At 65.9% G+C, this 19,423-nt stretch carries 21 protein-coding genes; 3 read left to right on the forward strand and 18 right to left on the reverse strand.

The window, feature by feature from the left end; all coding sequences use genetic code 11:
* Positions 1–27: 27 nt before the first annotated feature.
* From ACIBJI_RS22960 to ACIBJI_RS22990, 7 genes are all read right to left on the reverse strand, one after another.
* Entirely contained in the window at positions 28–333 is a 306-nt protein-coding gene (locus tag ACIBJI_RS22960; RefSeq protein ID WP_011210678.1) for a DUF2469 domain-containing protein, read from the reverse strand.
* 46 nt (positions 334–379) lie between these two features.
* Complete coding sequence (locus ACIBJI_RS22965) at positions 380–1,114, reverse strand: ribonuclease HII (RefSeq protein WP_396956483.1); 735 nt, start codon at positions 1,112–1,114, stop codon at positions 380–382.
* Positions 1,115–1,211: 97 nt separating this feature from the next.
* Positions 1,212–1,955, reverse strand: a complete 744-nt coding sequence (lepB, locus tag ACIBJI_RS22970; protein WP_364342034.1) for a signal peptidase I — start codon at positions 1,953–1,955, stop codon at positions 1,212–1,214.
* A 106-nt stretch (positions 1,956–2,061) separates the two neighbouring features.
* On the reverse strand, positions 2,062–2,403 hold the full coding sequence (gene rplS / locus ACIBJI_RS22975) for a 50S ribosomal protein L19 (protein WP_011210681.1): 342 nt from the start codon (positions 2,401–2,403) through the stop codon (positions 2,062–2,064).
* Entirely contained in the window at positions 2,400–2,882 is a 483-nt protein-coding gene (locus ACIBJI_RS22980) for a hypothetical protein (RefSeq protein ID WP_364341716.1), read from the reverse strand. Before ACIBJI_RS22980 ends, rplS begins: the two co-directional genes overlap by 4 nt.
* Complete coding sequence (locus ACIBJI_RS22985; RefSeq protein WP_364341718.1) at positions 2,879–3,202, reverse strand: hypothetical protein; 324 nt, start codon at positions 3,200–3,202, stop codon at positions 2,879–2,881. Before ACIBJI_RS22985 ends, ACIBJI_RS22980 begins: the two co-directional genes overlap by 4 nt.
* Before the next feature lie 18 nt (positions 3,203–3,220).
* Complete coding sequence (locus ACIBJI_RS22990; protein ID WP_364341720.1) at positions 3,221–3,598, reverse strand: DoxX family protein; 378 nt, start codon at positions 3,596–3,598, stop codon at positions 3,221–3,223.
* Positions 3,599–3,693: 95 nt separating this feature from the next.
* Here ACIBJI_RS22990 and ACIBJI_RS22995 point away from each other — a divergent pair, with 95 nt between their 5' ends.
* Positions 3,694–4,563 carry a sigma-70 family RNA polymerase sigma factor gene (locus ACIBJI_RS22995; RefSeq protein WP_397085598.1) on the forward strand — a complete coding sequence of 290 codons (870 nt, stop codon included), beginning with the start codon at positions 3,694–3,696 and terminating at the stop codon, positions 4,561–4,563.
* Between the two features lie 74 nt (positions 4,564–4,637).
* On the opposite strand, the gene ACIBJI_RS23000 is transcribed toward ACIBJI_RS22995, so the two are convergent.
* The 4 genes from ACIBJI_RS23000 to ACIBJI_RS23015 form a co-directional block, all read right to left on the reverse strand.
* Positions 4,638–5,504, reverse strand: a complete 867-nt coding sequence (locus tag ACIBJI_RS23000) for a hypothetical protein (protein ID WP_364341724.1) — start codon at positions 5,502–5,504, stop codon at positions 4,638–4,640.
* Positions 5,505–5,534: 30 nt separating this feature from the next.
* Complete coding sequence (locus tag ACIBJI_RS23005) at positions 5,535–7,964, reverse strand: Tex family protein (protein WP_397085669.1); 2,430 nt, start codon at positions 7,962–7,964, stop codon at positions 5,535–5,537.
* Positions 7,965–8,207: 243 nt separating this feature from the next.
* Positions 8,208–9,842 carry an AMP-binding protein gene (locus tag ACIBJI_RS23010; RefSeq protein WP_364341726.1) on the reverse strand — a complete coding sequence of 545 codons (1,635 nt, stop codon included), beginning with the start codon at positions 9,840–9,842 and terminating at the stop codon, positions 8,208–8,210.
* Positions 9,842–11,488: an AMP-binding protein gene (locus tag ACIBJI_RS23015; protein ID WP_364341728.1), complete on the reverse strand. Its 1,647-nt coding sequence runs from the start codon at positions 11,486–11,488 to the stop codon at positions 9,842–9,844. Before ACIBJI_RS23015 ends, ACIBJI_RS23010 begins: the two co-directional genes overlap by 1 nt.
* Before the next feature lie 96 nt (positions 11,489–11,584).
* On the opposite strand from ACIBJI_RS23015, the gene ACIBJI_RS23020 reads away from it, so the two are divergent.
* A complete protein-coding gene (locus ACIBJI_RS23020; protein ID WP_364341730.1) occupies positions 11,585–12,439 on the forward strand; it encodes a LuxR C-terminal-related transcriptional regulator in 855 nt (284 codons plus the stop codon).
* A 434-nt stretch (positions 12,440–12,873) separates the two neighbouring features.
* Here the strand turns inward: ACIBJI_RS23020 and trmD are convergent, their stop codons facing one another.
* Genes trmD through rpsP form a run of 4 tightly spaced genes read right to left on the reverse strand, consistent with a single transcriptional unit; the run spans position 12,874 to position 14,772 of the window.
* Positions 12,874–13,554: a tRNA (guanosine(37)-N1)-methyltransferase TrmD gene (trmD, locus tag ACIBJI_RS23025; RefSeq protein ID WP_364341732.1), complete on the reverse strand. Its 681-nt coding sequence runs from the start codon at positions 13,552–13,554 to the stop codon at positions 12,874–12,876.
* Between the two features lie 26 nt (positions 13,555–13,580).
* Positions 13,581–14,105 (reverse strand): ribosome maturation factor RimM, encoded by a 525-nt coding sequence (gene rimM, locus ACIBJI_RS23030; protein ID WP_364341734.1) that lies wholly within the window; start codon positions 14,103–14,105, stop codon positions 13,581–13,583.
* The gene (locus tag ACIBJI_RS23035; protein WP_040693288.1) at positions 14,105–14,347 is read right to left on the reverse strand and encodes an RNA-binding protein; all 243 of its coding nucleotides are present in this window, start codon (positions 14,345–14,347) and stop codon (positions 14,105–14,107) included. The genes rimM and ACIBJI_RS23035 overlap by 1 nt, the downstream gene beginning before the upstream one ends.
* Positions 14,347–14,772, reverse strand: coding sequence for a 30S ribosomal protein S16 (gene rpsP / locus ACIBJI_RS23040; RefSeq protein ID WP_364341737.1), 426 nt, complete (start codon positions 14,770–14,772; stop codon positions 14,347–14,349). Before rpsP ends, ACIBJI_RS23035 begins: the two co-directional genes overlap by 1 nt.
* Before the next feature lie 225 nt (positions 14,773–14,997).
* Here rpsP and ACIBJI_RS23045 point away from each other — a divergent pair, with 225 nt between their 5' ends.
* Positions 14,998–15,165, forward strand: a complete 168-nt coding sequence (locus ACIBJI_RS23045; RefSeq protein WP_364341739.1) for a hypothetical protein — start codon at positions 14,998–15,000, stop codon at positions 15,163–15,165.
* 277 nt (positions 15,166–15,442) lie between these two features.
* Here ACIBJI_RS23045 and ACIBJI_RS23050 read toward each other — a convergent pair whose 3' ends face one another.
* The 3 genes from ACIBJI_RS23050 to ffh form a co-directional block, all read right to left on the reverse strand.
* On the reverse strand, positions 15,443–16,426 hold the full coding sequence (locus ACIBJI_RS23050) for an LLM class F420-dependent oxidoreductase (protein ID WP_364341741.1): 984 nt from the start codon (positions 16,424–16,426) through the stop codon (positions 15,443–15,445).
* Between the two features lie 126 nt (positions 16,427–16,552).
* On the reverse strand, positions 16,553–17,647 hold the full coding sequence (locus ACIBJI_RS23055; protein ID WP_364341743.1) for an amidohydrolase family protein: 1,095 nt from the start codon (positions 17,645–17,647) through the stop codon (positions 16,553–16,555).
* A gap of 219 nt (positions 17,648–17,866) precedes the next feature.
* The gene (gene ffh, locus ACIBJI_RS23060) at positions 17,867–19,420 is read right to left on the reverse strand and encodes a signal recognition particle protein (RefSeq protein ID WP_396956148.1); all 1,554 of its coding nucleotides are present in this window, start codon (positions 19,418–19,420) and stop codon (positions 17,867–17,869) included.
* Positions 19,421–19,423 lie beyond the last annotated feature (3 nt).

Raw genomic sequence — 19,423 nt, forward strand, 5'->3', positions numbered from 1 at the left:
AACCACAGTCTGCGCGGACCAGAGCGTCTACTCGGGCAGCCGCAGATCCGGCTTCTCCAACTCCTCGATATTCACGTCCTTGAACGTGATCACCCGAACATGCTTCACGAAGCGTGCGGGCCGGTACATATCCCACACCCACGCATCGCTCATGCGCACCTCGAAGTACACCTCGCCGTCGGCGTTCTGCGGCCGCAATTCGACGGAGTTGGCCAGATAGAAGCGGCGCTCGGTCTCCACCACGTACGAGAACTGACCGACGATGTCCTTGTACTCCCGATATAGCGAGAGCTCCATCTCGGTTTCGTATTTCTCCAGGTCCTCGGCACTCATCGGGTGGGACGTCCTCCTTCTCGCCGCACTGCGTCTGCTGACATCATCATCGCGCATGCGCCGCATCGGTAGCCACTCGGCTATCCGGTTCGACGCCCTCCAGCAAAACCTCATCGGCCAGTTCCGCGTCGGCGTACTCCGCCGCGGCTACCGGCCGCAACCCCGCTGCCAGTCGCACATTGCGCCAAGATCGGCGGTGCTCACTGCTCGGTCCGAGCCGCTCCAGCGCGGCCGTGTGCTCGGGCGTGTTGTAGCCCTTGTGCGCGGCGAATCCATAGCCGGGGAACCGCTCGTCCAACTCGACCATCATTCGATCCCTGGTCACCTTGGCCAGAATGCTCGCCGCCGCGATACAGGCCGCGGCCGCGTCACCGCCGATGACCGGCAGCGACGGCACCGGAATTCCGGGCACCCGGAAGCCGTCGGTCAGTACATACCCCGGTGTCTGCCCGAGTCCGGCGATCGCGCGCCGCATACCCTCGATATTGGCGACGTGGATGCCGATCGAGTCGATCTCCCAGGCCGGAATGACGACGACCTTCCAGGCCAGCGCCAACCGGGTGATGACCGGGTACAGCTCCTCGCGCACGGATTCGGTGAGCTTCTTGGAATCGTCGAGTCCGGCCAGCCTGTCGTAGGCCTTCGGAGCGAGTAGACAGGCGGCGACTACCAGCGGTCCCGCACAGGGTCCGCGCCCGGCCTCGTCGACACCGGCGACCGGGCCGAGTCCACTGCGGATCAGCGCGGCCTCCAACGTGCGCAACCCACCGGCTCGACGCATCACCACACGCGGCGGCCACCCGTTGCCCGCAGTCGCGCCATTAGCCCTAGCCACTCGACCCTGCCCCACCATCCAATTATCCTGCGGCTCGCACCGATCAGTTCGTCTGGGGATCCTGTGCTTTCACCGGACCGATCCGGCTGGGCGGCCAGATCTTGAAGACCGTTTTGCCGCGCACATTGTCGATCGGGACGGTGCCCTGCAGGTTATCGCTGACGTGGGCGCGTGAATCGGCGGACTGGTTGCGGTTGTCGCCCATCACCCACAGGTTGCCCTCGGGCACCTTGACCGGGCCGAATACCCGCCCCGCCGGGTAGGTCGCGTTCTGCTGACCCGGGTACCACGGGTAGTCGTTCAGGACGTACGGCTCGTCCAACGGCTTGCCGTCCACCATGACCCGCCCCTGCGCGTCGCAGCACTGCACGGTCTGGCCACCGACGGCGATCACTCGCTTCACCAGATCGTTCTCATCCGGTGGCACGAGTCCGAAGAAGGAGAAGAAGTTCTGCACGCCGCGCACGACGACATTGCTGGACCGGATCGACTGGTAGCGGGTATTCCAGGACGGCGGACCGACGAACACCACGACGTCACCGGGCTGCGGCTCGCCCCAGTAGTAGCTCGGCTTCTCCACGTAGATACGGTCGCCGATGAGCAGCGTCTCTTCCATCGACTGGGACGGAATGACGTACGGGCGTCCAACAAAACTGACCATGAGTGCCGCGATGACCGCGGCGATGACAATCAGGACCGGCAATTCCTGCCAGAAGGGGCGCTGCTTGCGCTTCGAGCGCCGCGAGCGACGGCTCGTACCCTCGTCGTCCGAATCGGCCACCGTCATCGACCCACTTTCGTCTGCCACGCCGAACAGATTAGCCCGGCACCATGACTCACGTCCGGTGCCGGGCTACTGAAGAACTTTCGTGCCGGGCGGTACTGCTACCGGCTCAGCGCTTTTCCTTGATCTTGGCGGCCTTGCCGCGCAGATCGCGCAGGTAGTACAGCTTGGCACGACGGACGTCACCGCGGGTCACGACATCGATGTGGTCGATGTTGGGGCTGTGCACCGGGAAGGTGCGCTCCACACCGACACCGAACGACACCTTGCGGACGGTGAAGGTCTCGCGGATGCCACCGCCCTGACGCCGGATCACGACGCCCTTGAAGACCTGGATGCGCTCCTTCGAGCCTTCGATGACCTTCACGTGCACGTTGAGCGTGTCGCCCGGACGGAAGTCGGGGACGTCGCTGCGCAGCGACTTTTCGTCGACGAAGTCAAGGGTGTTCATTTCATCCTTCTGATGTTTGCGCGAGCAGAGGACCCTGGCGGCACTGGCGTGCTCGACCGGTTCATGCTCCGAATAAGGGGTGCTCCGTGGGCCGAACGCACCCAGGGCAACCTGTGCATTGTGCCAGATCGGCGGGTCGCAGGAAAAATCGGGCCCGGCTCATCGGGTGGCCGCACGGTGCCCGCGGCCGCCAAACGGTCGTTCTCCGGCGCGCTGAGTTCACCCACCCCGCCGGCTGCCATCCCCCTGAACCCGAAGGCCGCGCGCCGCCGAGTGTAGCCATAGGCCAACCCGCTGCGCGGATCCGCGAAGCCGTCGCTGCCCACGGCACCGGTGTGACCGAAGGCGTTCGCGCTCAGGTACGGGTAGTACAGGCCCTTGGCCTCGAAGCCGAGCGCATAGGGCGCGCGGTCGCCGCGAACGAGATCCGGGCCGGCGCTGTGGATGGTGGTCACCGCCGCGAGGGTGTCGGGCTTCAACAGCGGAGGGTGTCCGTCACGCCCGGAGATCGCGACGGCGTACATGGCCGCCAGTCCGCGGGCGCTGCCGACCCTCCCGCTGAACCTTGGCCTTGTGCACGTACGCCCGGATCGTTCGGCAGGGTCAGGACGTCCACGGGGGTGAAGCCGGTCGAGGTATCGCCGGTGACCTGCGGACCGGCCCACAGGTCGACCACCTGCTCACCGTGGACAAAGGCGGCGAGTTGAGCACCGGATTCACCGTTCTCCTCGGCGAACTCCTCGCGCACCCAATCGAATCCAGGCGCAACTGTGCCGTTTATCTCGATGATGTTGTCCATGATCGATTCCTCTCCCCATCAGACCGCGAGTGACCTGGTCGGGCGTAGGGACCACGATGCGAGGGTGAGCCCGGCGAAACCCAGCGGTCCGAGCCATGCCTTCGGCTCGTCGCCGACGGCGATATGGGAGGCGGCCGCGCCGCCGTAGACGAAGGTCAGGCCCGCGTACGCCCATTCCTCGGCGCGCGGGAAGCCAGGCGTCACGATCGCGGTGACCGCGGCGGCCTTGGCGATGCCCATGATGGTGGCGAAGTACATCGGGTATTCGAGTCGTTGGAAAACCTCGCGTACGTAGGAGATTCGCGCGAGATCCCAGTAGGACCCGACGACCGTCTCGGTCAACAGGATTCCGGTGGCGCCGAGGTAGGCCAGGCGGGAGGTCTTTCGTAGGTTCATAACTGTCTGACGGATGGCGGCCCGACAAGGTAACGGGTTGTCACACTCACGGGCTCGGTTCCGTCATCTCTTCGAGCAACCTCGAGGAGATCGCTGTGGGCAAAGACAATTCTTTGGCGGACCGATTCGTGGCGTATCGGGCGCACCTGAGCGCGGTGGCCTATCGCATGCTCGGTTCGCTGAGCGAGGCCGATGATGCGGTGCAGGAGGCCTGGCTACGGCTGTCGCGGGTCGATACCGCGGAAATCGACAATCTCGGCGGTTGGCTCACCACGACCGTCGGGCGGGTCTGCCTGGATATGTTGCGATCGCGCAAGTCCCGCAGCCAGGAGGCCTATCTGCCCGACCCGATCGTCACCACCGATGCGGCGACACAGCCGGAACATCAAGCGGTACTCGCGGATTCGGTCGGACTGGCGCTGCAGATCGTGCTGGACTCGCTGAATCCCGCGGAGCGCGTGAGTTTCGTACTGCACGATATGTTCGGGGTGCCGTTCGACCAGATCGGCCCGATCATCGGCAAATCCGCGGCCGCGGCGAAGATGATGGCCAGCCGCGCCCGTCGCCGGGTCCAGAATCAAGCGCCACGCGCCGACCGCGATCTGCCTCGCCAACGTCGGGTCGTCGAGGCCTTCCTCGCGGCCGCCCGCGGCGGTGAATTCGACGCACTACTGGCCATTCTCGACCCCGACGTGGTGTTGCGCGCCGACGCCGGAGCCCGCTTCCCCGGCATGCGCGTACTGCACGGTGCAGCGACGGTGGCCGGTCAGCTCGATGCCTTCCAACGCGCCGCCAATACCTTTGCCTCGCAACATGTTCTGGTCAACGGTGCGCCAGGATTACTCAACACCGCCAAGGACAGAACAGTCTCACTGATCGCCTTCACCATCGTCGACGACAAAATCGCCGCCATCGACCTGCTCTCCGACCCAGCCCGCCTGCGCTACGCAGCCTTGGACGCTTGATCAACGTGCAACGGTTGAGGCAAACGTCGAGAGGACCCTCCACCAGTACATTCTCGGCAATTGTGTGGGGGGGGTTATTGGTCGTGAGGAGAGGCGGGCCAGGGGTGGTGCCAGTGGTGGGGGGCGGGGGGTGCGGGGACGACGGTGCGAGCCAATTCGGCTTCGGCGGCCTCGCGGACGTGGACGACGTCGGGTTTTCCGGCGACGAGGTCTTGTACGAAGATCTTGGCGCGGATCACTGGGCGGCGGTAGCGGCGTTCGCGGACTATTGCTCGGTACATGAGCCGTCGCCTGCCTGGGTAACGCCAGCGGGCCCACGGTGCGCCGGGTCTGCTCAGGCGGAATGCGCCGACCATGAGTAGGGGCAGGAAGAACATGCCGAACAGGCCGGTCCAGATCTTTCCCTTGGCGATGACGATAGCCGCCAGACCCAGGTTCACCACGGCGAAGCAAACGATGAAGATGCGGACTTCGGTGCTGGGGTCGCGGCGGAAGTCGTTGATATCCAATAACCACAGCGGGTGGAACCCGAGCAGCAGCAGTCCGGTCACCGCCAGTGCTACGAAGACCGCATCGACCGAGGTGCGGCCCTGCTCCTCCCAGTACACATCGCGCAGGTAAAAGATCAGCGCGAATTCGTCGAGGGTCAGGGCCGCGCCGACACCGAAGGCGGCGGCGAGCAGGCTCGCGGTGAGCGCACCGGCGCTCTCGTAGGTGGTGACCATCCCGATGCCGGACAGCAGCACCAGGATGACCCCGAACACCATGTGGTGGATGTGCACCCCACCGGAGCGCAGATTGCCGGGCCACCAGCGGACCTGCTTGCGGATCAGTCGGACGCTGAGCCGGATCAGCAGGAAGCCGACGATGAACCCGAGGAGGAAGCACAGCAGCGGGAGGCGGCCGTGCCCGATCACATCGTCTTCGAGCCACCGTCGCATGGCCGCCTACAAACCTCCGCCCGTATCGCCCTACTGCCCGAAACCGGCCCGCCGCAGCGCATCCGCCATCGAACCGCTCGGTGCGGGTGCGTTGCGCCGCTGGTTGCCATGGTTGCGGCCCTGATTCTGCTGCCCACCCTGGCCCTGCTGTCGACCCTGGCCCTGCTGCCTACCCTGACCATTCTGCCGCTGTCCGCCGCGATCCTGCCCACCGCGACCGCCTTGGCCACGACTGCGACCGCCGTCGCCCTTGGCCGCATCGCCCGGCTCGTCGTCCAGCCGCAGCGACAGCCCGATGCGCTGACGTGCGACATCGACCTCGAGCACCTTCACCTTGACGACATCGCCGGACTTCACGACCTCGCGCGGATCCTTGACGAAGTTGTGCGACATGGCCGAGACATGCACAAGTCCGTCCTGGTGCACGCCGATGTCGACGAATGCGCCGAATGCGGCCACATTGGTAACCACACCCTCGAGCACCATGCCCGGCTGCAGATCCGCGACGTTCTCCACACCCGCCGCGAATTCGGCGGTCTTGAATTCCGGACGCGGGTCGCGCCCCGGCTTCTCGAGTTCGGAGATGATGTCGGTGACAGTGGGGATACCGAATTTCTCATCGGTGAAATCGGCGGGCCGCAGCGCACGCAGGGTCGTGGTGTTGCCGATCAGTTCCGCCATACCGCGCCCGGTCGATTCCAGGATCCGCCGCACCACCGGATAGGCCTCGGGGTGCACCGCGGAGGTGTCGAGCGGATCGTCGCCGCCGCGGATGCGCAGGAAGCCCGCGCACTGCTCGAAGGCCTTGGGGCCCAGGCGCGGCACATCGAGCAGGGCGGTGCGGCTGCGGAACGGGCCGTGCTGATCGCGGTGCGCCACAATGCTTTCGGCGATCGAATTGGCGATACCTGATACCCGCGACAGCAGCGGCACCGATGCGGTGTTCACATCGACACCGACCGCGTTCACCGCATCCTCGACCACCGCGCCCAGCGAACGGGCCAGCAGGGTTTCGGAGACATCGTGCTGGTACTGACCGACGCCGATGGACTTCGGGTCGATCTTCACCAGCTCGGCCAGTGGGTCCTGCAGACGACGGGCGATGGATACCGCGCCGCGCAGTGAGACGTCCATATCCGGTAGTTCCTGCGAGGCATAAGCCGATGCGGAGTACACCGACGCGCCCGCCTCGGAGACCACGATCTTGGTCGGTTTGTTCTCCGGAATCCGCGAAATCAGTTCGGCGGCAAGGGCATCGGTCTCACGCGAGGCGGTGCCGTTGCCGATGGCGATGAGGTCGACGCCGAAGCGGGCGACCAGCGCGCCGAGTACGGCCAGCGACTTCTCGGTCTGGCCCTGCGGCTTGTGCGGATAGATGACCTCGGTCGCGACGACCTTGCCGGTGGCGTCTACGACGGCGACCTTCACGCCGGTGCGGTAGCCCGGATCCAGCCCCATGGTGGTGCGGGTACCCGCGGGCGCGGCGAGCAGCAGGTCGCGCAGGTTCGCGGCGAAGATGTCGACGGCGTCCTTCTCGGCAGCCTGACGCAGCCGCATGCGGGTGTCGATACCAAGACTCACTTGCAGTTTCGTGCGCCACGCCCAGCGAACCGTATCCAGCAGCCAGGTATCGGCGGCACGGCCGCGATCGGCGATATCGAACTTCACCGCGATGCGGCCCTCGTAGACCGACCGCTCGCCCGGCTCCAATTCCTCGGCATCCGGCTGCAGCTGCAGCTGCAGGATCTCTTCCTTCTCACCGCGCAGCAGCGCGAGGATCCGGTGCGAGGGCAGCTTGCTGAACGGCTCGCTGAATTCGAAGTAGTCGGCGAATTTCGCGCCCGCCTCCTCCTTGCCCGGCCGCACGCTCGAGCTGACCTGGCCGCGGTTCCACATCAACTCACGCAGCTCGCCGACCAGGTCGGCGTCCTCGGCGAAACGCTCGACCAGAATGGCGCGGGCGCCGTCGAGCTGTTCGGCGGTGTACTGCGCGGGATCGGTGTTCGGATCGCCGATCAGTGCATCGGCGACGGGTTCGTGACCGGCCTCGCGGGCGATCTGCGCCTTGGTGCGCCGCTTCGGCTTGTACGGCAGGTAGATGTCCTCGATGCGAGCCTTGGTCTCGGCCGTCATCAGCTGCCCGAGCAGCGCGTCATCGAGTTTGCCCTGGCCCTTGATGGATTCGATGATCGCGCCGCGGCGCTCATCGAGTTCGCGCAGATAGGTCAGGCGCTCGTCGAGCTGGCGGAGCTGGGCGTCATCGAGGCCATCGGTGACCTCTTTTCGGTATCGCGCGATGAAGGGCACCGTGGAACCCGCATCCAGCAGCTCGACGGCGGCGCGAACCTGGGTCTCGCGCACGCCGAGCTCATCGGCGATGCGCCGGCCCACGCTGGCCAGAGCTGTGGTCGCGGCCGGTGCGGCGGCGGTCGTGTCGGTGTTCGTCGCTGAACTGGCGATCTCGGGCGCTGTCGTCACGCCCGAGACACTACCGTTGTCACCTGACAAACGGCCCACGCCCAGGTAAACCGGCATGATGATGCCCGGACTGCGCGGTGTCAGCGCTGGTACGGAAGGTCGAGTACGGACTGGACAACTCGCGCTCCGGTCGTGAGGTGCACGAAGACTTCCGTCGCCGGCTGGCGGTCGATCTGCTGCCGTAGTTTTGGACGTCCCCGACGGGTTACCCATGTGCTCACGACATCAGTCGTCACGGTCCGACGACACGAGCAGTTCCACAGCGAGCTCACGCATTTCGGCTTTGCGGATTTTCCCGGTGACGGTCATCGGGAACTCCTCGACGATGTGCACGTAGCGCGGGATCTTGAAGTGGGCGAGCTTGCCGGTGCAGAAGGCGCGGATCGCGTCGGCGTCCAATGGTGTTGTGCCGTCCTTCATTCGGATCCAGGCCATCAGTTCTTCGCCGTACTTCGGGTCGGGGACGCCGATCACCTGGGCGTCGAGTATGTCGGGGTGGGTGTAGAGGAATTCCTCGATCTCGCGCGGGTAGATGTTCTCGCCGCCGCGGATCACCATGTCCTTGATCCGGCCGGTGATGGCGAGGTATCCGTCGTCGTCCATGACGCCGATATCGCCGGTGTGCATCCAGCGGGCGGCGTCGATGGCCTCGGCGGTCTTCTCTGGTTCGGACCAGTAGCCGAGCATGACCGAATAGCCGCGGGTGCACAGTTCGCCGGGTTCGCCGCGCGGCATGGTCAAACCTGTTGCGGGGTCGACGATTTTGACCTCCAGGTGTGGGCCGACCCGGCCGACGGTCGCGGTGCGGCGGTCGATGCCGTCGTCGCGGCGGGTCTGGGTCGACACCGGGGAGGTTTCGGTCATGCCGTAGCAGATGCACACCTCACGCATGCCCATGCGATCGATCACCCGCTTCATCACCTCGACCGGGCAGGGTGATCCGGCCATGATGCCGGTACGCAGACTGGACAGGTCGACGTCCCTACCCGAATCCAGTTCCGCGAGTACGGCGATGAACATCGTCGGTACGCCGTAGAGCGAGGTGCACCGCTGCGCGGCCACGGCGTCCAGGGTTGCGACCGGATCGAACGCAGGGGCCGGAATCACCACGGCCGCACCGTGACTGGTGCTCGCCAAATTACCCATGACCATGCCGAAGCAGTGATAGAAGGGCACCGGCACGCAGATCCGGTCCTGTTCGGTATAGCCGCAGAGTTCGCCGACGAAGTAGCCGTTGTTGAGGATGTTGTGATGGCTCAACGTCGCCCCTTTTGGGAAACCTGTTGTGCCGGAGGTGTATTGGATATTGATCGGGTCGTCCATGGACAGCGTCGCGGCAATCGCCGCCAGTCGTCCAGCATCGATAGCGGTCTGCGCCACCGCATCCCATGCAGGAGCGCCCAGTACCAGAACGTGTTCCAGGTCAGGACAATTCGGCCGAACCTGCTCGATCATGGCGATGTAGTTCGAGCTCTTGAATTCCGGCGCGGCAATCAGCATGCGCACACCGGCCTGGCGCAGCACGTATTCCAATTCGCTGGTGCGATAGGCCGGATTGATATTGACGAGGATCGCACCGAGTTTCGCGGTCGCGTACTGGGTGAGGAACCACTCGGCACAGTTCGGGGCCCAGATGCCGACCCGGTCACCCTTGGTGATGCCGCGCTCGGCCAACCCGGTGGCCAGTGCGTCGATCGCGGCCGCGAGTTCGCGATAGGTCCAGCGGCGGCCGGATGGGCAGTCCACCAACGCTTCCCGGTCCGCATAGGCGGCGGCCATGCGGTCGAAGTCATCGCCGATGGTATCGCCGAGCAGCGGGGTGTCCGCGGTGCCGGATGCGTAACTCGCAAGTGCGGACATCACTGAACCCCCTGCTTCCGCAGGATGAACCGCTGTACCTTACCGCTGGGCGTCTTGGGGAGGGCGTCCACGAAATACACCTTGCGTGGATAGGCGTGCGCGGCGAACTTACGCTTCACCAGGCTCTGCAATTCGGCCTCGAGTTCGGCGTTACCTTCGAAACCGTCGCGCAGCACCACAAATGCTTCGAGCACCTCACCGCGCAATTCGTCGGGCATGCCGACCACCGCGGCCTCGACCACCCGCTCGTCGAGCACCAGCACGCTCTCGACCTCGAACGGGCCGATGCGGTATCCGGCCATGATGATGACATCGTCGTCGCGGGCGGAGAAGTGGAAGAAACCATCCGCATCCAGGGATCCGGCATCCCCGGTCAGATACCAGCGCCCGTCGGCGGTGTAGCGCTGCGCGGTACGTTCCGGGGCGTCGAGGTAGCCCAGGAACCACAGCAGCGGGCTGTGTTCGGTATCGATCGCGACCCGGCCCAGTTCGCCGATCGGCGCTTCGACGTCTGCATCCTCGGCGAGCACCGCGCAATGCCAACCCGGCATCGTCCGACCCATCGAGCCCGCGGGAGTGTCTACTCGCAGCGCATCGTGCCAGGAATTGCAGATGAGCATGCCGTGCTCGGTCTGCCCGTAGTGGTCGCGTACCGCGACGCCGAGGGTTTCGACCGACCACGTCACCACATCCGGAGTCAGCGGTTCGCCCGCGGACGACGCCCGCCGCAACCGGAGATCGGTTGGGGCGGCGGAACTATCGGCACGCAACGCGCGGTAGACCGTCGGCGCGGCGGTGAAGTTGGTGACGCCGAAGCGTTCGAGCACCTGCCAGGTCAGCGGTGCGGAGAAGGCGGCATGTAGCAGCAAGCTGCGGATACCGGAGGCGAGCGGGCTCAGAATCGCCCAGTACAGTCCATACGCCCAGCCCGGATCCGCCGCGTTCCAATAGACGTCGTCCGCGCGCACATCCAGCGAAAACTCTTGGTAGGCATGGAATGCCCCGAGCGCACGCACCGGAATCGGCACGCCCTTCGGGGTACCCGTCGTGCCACTGGTGAACAACTGCACCAGTAGCCCATCCCCGCCGACCGCCACAGCGGCCGCGCGCGGGTCATCGGCGGAGTAGGCGGCGAGCAGATCCGCGAACCGCAGTGATGCCGCCGCGTCACCTCCAGAGGGACCGTTCCCGGCGATGATGACGCGCCAGGGCGGATCGGCTGGGATGTCATCGCCCGGTAGCAGCTTTGTCGCCTGATCGGCGTCGGCGATGACGATCGTCGCGTCGCTCGCGGCCAGTCGGAAGGCGATGGCAGGTGGGGCGAAGGCGGTGAAGAGCGGGACGTGGACCGCGCCGCGGCGCCAGATGCCGAGCAGCGCGATCACCAGGTCGGCGGACTTCGACATGAGCGTGGCGACGCGGTCGCCGGGTTCGACGCCCAGGCCGGCCAGGGCGACGGCGAAGCGCTGGGAGCGTTCGCGAAGCTCACCGTAGGTCAGGTCCGTCGAGGTCAGGTCGGGGTCGACAATGGTGAACGCGATCCGATCGGCGGGGTGCCGGTCGCACAGCAGATCCGCCGCGCTGGCGTCGGGTCCGTCGTAGGTCTGCAGTAACTCGCGCACACGCGCGTTCAGGTCCGCGGTCATCTCGCCTCTCCTCATCGGTGATCCAGGCCACCTCGATCTCCAATAGGATGTGGGTCACATCACGTTCGGCACTACCCCCGAAAAGGGGTGAGTCTTTTGACCCACACCACCGCGCTGCTGCGGCCGCGCGACGGCGATGCGCTGCGCGCCGAGATCCGCTGGGTGGCGAATAAGGCGGGCGTGCCGGTGGTTTTCGGCGGCGAAGTGCATGACGACGCGCTGCTGCTCACCGAATTCGTCGGCACCGTCACCAATGGCCTGCGCGGGCTGACCGTGCTGCGCACCTCCGGACTGGGCGGCCGGGTCATGGATATGCGCCGCCCCGCCTCGGTCGCCGACTACCGCAGCGCCTCAGACATCACCCACCACTACGACGGCCCGGTTTCCGGTGAACGCATCCGTTCGGTGCTCGCGGTACCGGTGGTGGTCGACGATCGCTCCCGCGCGGTGCTCTACGCCGCCAACCGCGGCGGCACCCCACTCGGCGACCGCACCGCCGACCTGGTCGTCACGGCCAGCCGACGCCTCGCCACCGAGATCACCATCCGTGACGAGGTGGACCGTCGCCTGCGCCTGCTGGAAATGACCACTCCCGCGCCCGAGACCGCACCCGCCGTCGCCGAGGAACTGCGTGAGATCAATGCCGAACTGCGTGGTGCGGCCCGCTCGGCCGAGGACGAACGCCTACGCGAACGCCTACATTCGGTATGCGGACGCCTCACCCGAGTCCTGGTCGGCGACCCACCCGCGGATGCGCCGCGACTGTCCCGCCGGGAACTCGACGTGCTCTCCCAGATCGCCCTCGGCTGCACCAATCACGAAGCTGCCCAACGCCTTTCGCTCGGTCCGGAAACAGTCAAGAGCTATCTGCGCAATGCGATGACCAAGCTCGACGCGCACTCCCGCCACGAGGCTGTCGTCACCGCCCGCCGCCTCGGCCTGCTGCCCTGACCAACGATCTCCCGCGCACGAATTCGCACGCCGCGCACAGAATCTCGGACGATTCGATGCGCGGCGCGCGGCACGATGACCGAACCTCGTCAGCGCCCGCCGGTGCAGACGCCTTCGGGGGTGTACTGGCATGGGCGCTCGTTGCGGCCTTTGTATTGCCCGTGGTTGCTGCTGCGGCCGCGCTGACCTGCGCTGTTGCGGCTACGGCCAGCATCGGGCTCATGTGTGTCCCGATCCGCGGCGACTCTGACTTCGACGAGTTCGGGCGCGGCTAGGTCCGATAGGACGATCATCGCGCCACCGATCAGAGTCGAGGCCACCGCTCGACGCACTGTCTCGAAGCGAGCCACTGTCACCATAGCCACCTACCGTTCACCGTTGATTAATGTGCCGTTAATTAACGATACATTCAATAGGGCGACGAGTCGGTGGTTTTATTCCTCGAGCAGATCCGGACGCCGTTCGCGGGTCCGGGCGAGCGACTGATCGCGCCGCCACGCGGCAACCTTGGCGTGATCACCGGACAGCAAGATCGGCGGCACTTCGAGGCCGCGCCAAGAGACGGGACGCGTGTAGCTCGGCCCCTCGAGCAGTCCGTCGGAGAAGGAATCCTCCTGGTGGGATTGCTGATTGCCGAGTACGCCGGGAAGTAAGCGGACCACGGCCTCGGCCATCACGAGGACCGCGGCCTCCCCGCCGATGAGGACGTAGTCGCCGATGCTGACCTCTTCGACGCGTACCCGCCGGGCGGCATCGTCGAAGACGCGTTGATCGATGCCTTCGTAACGGCCGCAAGCGAATACAAGGTGCCTCTCGGCGGCCCAGCGTTGCGCGGTGGCCTGGGTGAAGGGCACCCCGGCGGGCGTCGGCACCACGAGCAGGGCATCGTCGGGGCATACCTCGTCGAGGGCATCGCCCCAGACCGTCGGCTTCATGACCATGCCCGGCCCACCGCCGTAGGGCGAATCGTCGACGGACTTGTGCACGTCGTGGGTCCAGCGCCGCAGATCGTGCACGTCCAGGGAAATCAGGCCCTTGTCGATGGCCTTGCCCAGCAACGCCGTTCGCAGCGGCTCCAGATACTCCGGAAATATCGTGACGACATCGAGTTTCATGCAGTCCTTAAGTTTCCGGCGGTCCGCTACTCCGGATCGAGCAGACCCTCGGGCGGATCGATGACGACCAGTTGATCGGCCCGCGACACCGTAGGCACGATCGCGGTGACGAAGGGGATCAGGATTTCCCTGCCGTCATCGGCAGCGCGCACCGAAAGCAGTTCTCCCGCAGCCGAATGCAGCACCTCGGTGACCTCGCCGACAACGGTGCCATCGGCGAGCTGGACGCTCATGCCTTCCAACTCGTGGTCGTAGAACTCGTCCGGATCCTCCGACGGCGGCAGCTCCGCACTGTCCACGACGAACAGCGTGCCGCGTAGCGCGTCGGAGGCGGTGCGGTCGGAGATTCCGGCGAGTTGCACGAGAAGTCGGCCCGAATGCTCTCGGGCCGACTCCACGGTGAACTCACGGACTTCATTGGATCGCGCCACCCGCCCGCGCAGCCGCACACCGGGTGTGAAGCGCGCGTCGGGATCGTCGGTACGTACCTCGACGACCAGTTCGCCGCGCACACCGTGCGATTTGGCGACCCGGCCTATGACGAGTTCCATTAAGCGTCGGTATCGACCACGTCGACCCGGATGCCCCGGCCGCCGATTCCGGCGACCAGGGTGCGCAGCGCGGTCGCGGTACGACCGCCACGACCGATCACCTTGCCCAGATCATCGGGGTTGACGTGCACCTCGACGGTGCGTCCGCGGCGGCCGGTGATCAGCTCGACCCGGACGTCATCCGGATTGGCGACAATGCCGCGAACCAGGTGCTCGACGGCATCGGCGACGACGGCCGACATTATTCGGCAGCCTCGGTCTCGGCGGCCTCGTCCTTCTTGGCGGCCTTCTTCTTGGGGGTGACGGCCTCGGCGACCGGCTCGTTATCGGCGGCGGCCAGCGCGGCGTTGAACAGGTCCAGCTTGGACGTCTTCGCCGGCTTCACCTTCAGGGTGCCCTCGGCGCCCGGCAGGCCCTTGAACTTCTGCCAGTCGCCGGTGATCTCCAGCAGCCGCTGCACGGCCTCGGTCGGCTGCGCGCCGACACCCAGCCAGTACTGCACGCGCTCGGAGTTGATCTCGATCAGCGACGGCTCTTCCTTCGGGTGGTACTTGCCGACGTTCTCGATGGCACGGCCGTCACGACGGGTGCGGGCGTCGGCGATGACCACGCGGTACTGCGGGTTGCGGATCTTGCCGAGACGGGTGAGCTTGATGCGAACAGCCATGTGCTGATCTGCCTTTCAGTGGTTGGTCACGGCGCAATTCAGCGACCCGCACGGTCTGCGAGCCCGGTTTTGCGCTTGGAGTGTGTGACCGCCGCGCGGCACGTAACCGGAGACGGGCTGACACTTGTCCAGGAAGGACGGTGGTCCATTCTGCCAGACCGGTCCCCCGCTCCCGAAATCGCGTCGTCCGGAAACGATCGACCGCCCGCCTCGGATAATCACAATATGGGGATCTTCAGGAGGCGCCATCGGCGCAGGCGGGGCCAGGTTGCCGAGGCGGCCACCGAAATCGGCGGTGACGCGGCCATGGAATTGCTGGCGCCCGGCCTCGCGCGCGCCACTGTCGGCGGTATTCGCGGCGTGATCGGCGTGATCGCGAACCTGCTGAGCTGACGATCACGTGGTTCGATAGCGCAGCAGCACGACCCCGGCCCGGAATTTACGGCTTTCGACCAGGCGCACCCTAGCGGAGATCTGCCGTTTCGACGGTGATCGGAACGGGGCTCGGTGAGAGCGATACCGTCAGGAGGTATACGTCGCGGCGGGCGAGACGGTCGTGCCTCCCGGACCTGCTTTAGCGTGAGCGCCCATTCCTGAGCACGATTCGTGGGATGCCCGGGATTCGGCGAGGAAAAGGGCGCTCAGGTCAACCGGCGCTCAGATCAACCGCTCAGCGGACCAGCGGGGCGAGGGTGCGACCGGCGAGGTCTACCGCACCCGGCTCGTGGCCGTTTGTCACCATGTTGACGACGAGGCCCTGCACACCCTGGTCGAGGACCCTGGTTTGCAGTTGCTCGGCGACCTCGGCCGGGCTGCCGACGAATTGGCGGTCGGCGATGGTCTGCTTGCGCTGGTCCTCCGACAGCGTGGACAGGTCGACGCCGATGCCGCTGAGTAGATCCTGTTGTTGTTTGCGTGCGCGGTCGCCGTCTTCATCGATCATCAGAAAACAGAGGTAGCTGATCTCCAAAGTATCTGGATCACGGTCGTTTTCGGCGCAGCGCTGGTGCAGTGCCTCGATCTTGCGGGGCAGTTCGGAGGCGTTGCAGATGATGTTGATGTGGTCGGCGAAGCGGGCGGCCAGTGCGAAGGTCTTCTTCTCGCCGCCACCACCGAGCAGGATCGGCAGGTCATCGCGCAGCCGTGGCTCGTTCATGGCGTTATCGGTGTGGTACCAGTTGCCGTCGAAGGTCGAGTGTTCACCGCGCAGCATGGGCGTGATGATCCGCAGTGCCTCGTCGAGCCGCTGGAAGCGTTCGGTGAAGGTGCCGAATTCGAAGCCGTAGGACTGGTGTTCGAGCTCGAACCAGCCGGCTCCGATGCCGAGCACGGCCCGTCCGCCGCTCACCAGATCCATGGTGGTGACGGTCTTGGCGAGCAGTGCGGGATTGCGATAGGTGTTGCCGGTTACCAACGCCGACAACTGAATTCGTTCGGTAGACGCAGCGATTCCGGACAGCGTGGTGTAGGCCTCGAGCATCGGCTCACTCGGCTCACCGAGACCGGGCAGCTGATAGAAGTGATCCATGACGAAGACCGTGTCGAAACCGGCGGCTTCGGCTTCCCTGGCCTGCGCGACCACGGTCGGAAAGAGTTCGCTGACGGGCTGGCCATAGCTGAAATTGGGCATCTGATAACCGAGGCGAATGGTCATAACCCGACCCTACGCGCGCCCCGCCCCACCTTCCCGATCTTGGCCACATCAAGCCGTTGACCTGGGAGTCTGTCGCACGCAGAGTAACAACCTCGCACGAGTTACAGCCCGTGCGCAATGCGGGGGTCAGCGGTGGCCAGTGACCGGATTGTGGATTTTGACCAGGCGGCCGCGCAGGATGACATATTGCGGCTCAGCGAGCGCCGCCGGGTCGATGCGCGGATCTTCCTGGTAGACAACGAAATCCGCTGGGGCACCGGCCTCGATGCCCGGTCGGCCGAGCCAGCTGCGGGCATTCCAGGAGGCGGCGCCGAGTGCGTCGTGTTTCGACAACCCCGCCCCGGCCAGGGCGGCGATTTCGTCGGCAATCCGGCCGTGACGGATGGATCCACCCGCATCGGTGCCCGCGAAAATCGGAACGCCCGCATCGTGCGCCTTGGCGACGGTGCCGCGGACGCGCGCGTGCAGGTCGCGCATATGTGCTGCGTAGATGGGGAATTTGCCTGCGCTGTCGGCGATTTCGGGGAAGGTGTCGATATTGATCAGCGTCGGGACCAGCGCGGTGCCGTGTTCGACCATCAACTCGATGGTGTCGTCGGTGAGGCCAGTGCCGTGTTCGAGGCAATCGATGCCCGCGTTGATCAGCCCGGGCAGCGCGTCCTCGCCGAAGACGTGCGCCGTCACCCGTGCGCCATTGGCGTGCGCGGCGTCGATCGCCTCCTTTAGGATCGCATCGCTCCACAGCGGCCGCAGATCGCCCACCGACCGGTCGATCCAGTCCCCGACGATCTTCACCCAGCCGTCGCCGAATCGAGCCTGCTCGGCGACGATCTCCGGCAGATCGCGCTCATCGCCCAGTTCGATGCCGAGCTCCCGGATATACCGCCGCGGTCGGGCGATATGGCGGCCCGCACGGATGATCCGGGGCAGCTCCTCATGCTCATCAATGAAGCGCGTATCGATCGGTGAGCCCGCATCGCGCAGCAGCAACGCACCCGCGTCCCGCTCGGTCTCGGCCTGGGCGATGGCACCCGCACGCTCCTCGTGCCCCCCGCCGTACCGGATCCCGACGTGGCAGTGCGCATCGACAAGGCCGGGCACGATCCACCCTGTGTCGCATAGTGTTTCGGCCCCCGCGACGGGATCGAACGACACCAGTCCATCGTGCACCCACAGGTCACGCACCTCGTCATCAGGGAGAACCACACCCCGCAGATGCACAGCAACCTCCTCGACCGCCCTCGGAACCGTCCAACCTACTGCCCACGCCCCTTGACGGGCACCCCGCCCGCAACGGCTTCCCAGCCGACGTTCGCCAGCCCGGCACTCCGTCTTGGAACCTCCGCGTAGAGGGTGCAGGGTTCGACGACAGGGCGCCCGGTCGAGCGGGTACGTTCGGTTGCCTTGCGCCGCAGCCGCAAGTGCGGAAGGCGCAGCCGCCTACTTCTTGGGGAAGTTCAGCTTGGACAGATCGAAGCCCTCGAGCCCGGGCGGCAACTCGTCCAATCCGGCGGGCATACCAGACAGATCCGGCATCCCGGCGGGCATACCCGGCATGCCGGGGAACCCACCGCGCACCTTCGGCGGCGTCGGTCCGCGCCCACCCTTCTTGCCCTTCTTGCCCTTCTTCGTATTGCTGCGGCGCGAACCGGGCAGGCCCATCTGGCGGCCCATCATGGCCATCATCTTCTTGGCCTCGAAAAAGCGGTCGACGAGTTGGTTGACCTCGGAGACCTGCACACCGGAGCCGTTGGCGATGCGCAGGCGCCGAGATGCGTTGATGATCTTCGGGTTCGCGCGTTCGGCCGGGGTCATACCGCGGATGATCGCCTGCACCCGGTCGAGCTGCTTATCGTCGACCTGGGCCAGCACATCCTTCATCTGCCCCGCGCCGGGCAGCATGCCGAGCAGGTTGCCGATGGGACCCATCTTGCGGATGGCGAGCATCTGATCGAGGAAGTCCTCGAGCGTCATCTCGCCGCTGCCGATCTTGCGGGCGGCTTCCTCGGCCTGCTGCTGGTCGTAGACCTGTTCGGCCTGCTCGATGAGGCTCAGCACGTCACCCATGCCGAGGATGCGCGAGGCCATCCGGTCGGGATGGAAAACGTCGAAGTCCTCGAGCTTCTCACCGGTGGAGGCGAACATGATCGGTGAGCCGGTCACATTCCGGACCGACAGCGCCGCACCACCGCGAGCGTCACCGTCGAGCTTGGTGAGGACGACACCGGTGAAGCCGACGCCGTCACGGAAGGCCTGCGCGGTGTTGACGGCGTCCTGACCGATCATCGCGTCGAGCACGAACAGCGTCTCGTCCGGCTGCACCGCATCGCGGATGCCAGCGGCCTGCGCCATCAACTCGGCGTCGATACCGAGGCGACCGGCGGTGTCGACGATGACCACGTCGTATTGCTTGCTGCGCGCCTCCGCGACACCGGCCTCGGCCACCGCGACCGGGTCGGCCGCCGAAACGCCGAGCGGATTCGCGCCGCTGCCGATGGAGGTGCCGGGATGCGGCGCGAAGACGGGCGCACCCGCGCGCTCACCCACCACCTGGAGCTGGGTGACCGCGCCGGGACGCTGCAGGTCACAGGCCACCAGCAACGGCTGATGTCCCTGTCCCTTCAGCCATTTCGCGAGCTTGCCGGCCAGGGTGGTCTTACCGGAACCCTGCAGACCGGCGAGCATGATCACCGTGGGCGGATTCTTGGCGAGCGTTAGTCTGCGGGTTTCGCCGCCGAGGATGCCGACGAGTTCCTCGTTGACGATCTTGACGACCTGCTGGGCAGGGTTGAGGGCGGCGGAGACCTCCGCACCCTTGGCACGCTCCTTGATCTTCGCGATGAAACCACGCACCACGGGCAGCGCGACGTCGGCTTCGAGCAGGGCGAGGCGGATCTCACGACAGGTGGCGTCGATGTCGGCCGGTGACAGACGCCCCTTACCGCGAAGATCCTTGAGGGCACCGGTAAGCCGGTCGGACAGGGATTCGAACACCGA

The organism is Nocardia sp. NPDC050408 (genome assembly GCF_044458905.1).
Classification (GTDB): domain Bacteria; phylum Actinomycetota; class Actinomycetes; order Mycobacteriales; family Mycobacteriaceae; genus Nocardia.

Coding starts and splice junctions, on each gene's coding strand:
- rimM (WP_364341734.1), bottom strand. CDS start 14,105: ATGGAACTCGTCATAGGCCGGGTCGCCAAATCGCACGGTGTGCGCGGC.
- rplS (WP_011210681.1), bottom strand. CDS start 2,403: ATGAACACCCTTGACTTCGTCGACGAAAAGTCGCTGCGCAGCGACGTC.
- ACIBJI_RS22985 (WP_364341718.1), bottom strand. CDS start 3,202: ATGGACAACATCATCGAGATAAACGGCACAGTTGCGCCTGGATTCGAT.
- lepB (WP_364342034.1), bottom strand. CDS start 1,955: ATGACGGTGGCCGATTCGGACGACGAGGGTACGAGCCGTCGCTCGCGG.
- ACIBJI_RS22990 (WP_364341720.1), bottom strand. CDS start 3,598: ATGAACCTACGAAAGACCTCCCGCCTGGCCTACCTCGGCGCCACCGGA.
- ACIBJI_RS23045 (WP_364341739.1), top strand. CDS start 14,998: ATGGGGATCTTCAGGAGGCGCCATCGGCGCAGGCGGGGCCAGGTTGCC.
- ACIBJI_RS23010 (WP_364341726.1), bottom strand. CDS start 9,842: ATGTCCGCACTTGCGAGTTACGCATCCGGCACCGCGGACACCCCGCTG.
- ACIBJI_RS22965 (WP_396956483.1), bottom strand. CDS start 1,114: ATGCGTCGAGCCGGTGGGTTGCGCACGTTGGAGGCCGCGCTGATCCGC.
- ACIBJI_RS23015 (WP_364341728.1), bottom strand. CDS start 11,488: ATGACCGCGGACCTGAACGCGCGTGTGCGCGAGTTACTGCAGACCTAC.
- ACIBJI_RS23035 (WP_040693288.1), bottom strand. CDS start 14,347: ATGTCGGCCGTCGTCGCCGATGCCGTCGAGCACCTGGTTCGCGGCATT.
- trmD (WP_364341732.1), bottom strand. CDS start 13,554: ATGAAACTCGATGTCGTCACGATATTTCCGGAGTATCTGGAGCCGCTG.
- ACIBJI_RS23050 (WP_364341741.1), bottom strand. CDS start 16,426: ATGACCATTCGCCTCGGTTATCAGATGCCCAATTTCAGCTATGGCCAG.
- ACIBJI_RS23000 (WP_364341724.1), bottom strand. CDS start 5,504: ATGCGACGGTGGCTCGAAGACGATGTGATCGGGCACGGCCGCCTCCCG.
- ACIBJI_RS22960 (WP_011210678.1), bottom strand. CDS start 333: ATGAGTGCCGAGGACCTGGAGAAATACGAAACCGAGATGGAGCTCTCG.
- rpsP (WP_364341737.1), bottom strand. CDS start 14,772: ATGGCTGTTCGCATCAAGCTCACCCGTCTCGGCAAGATCCGCAACCCG.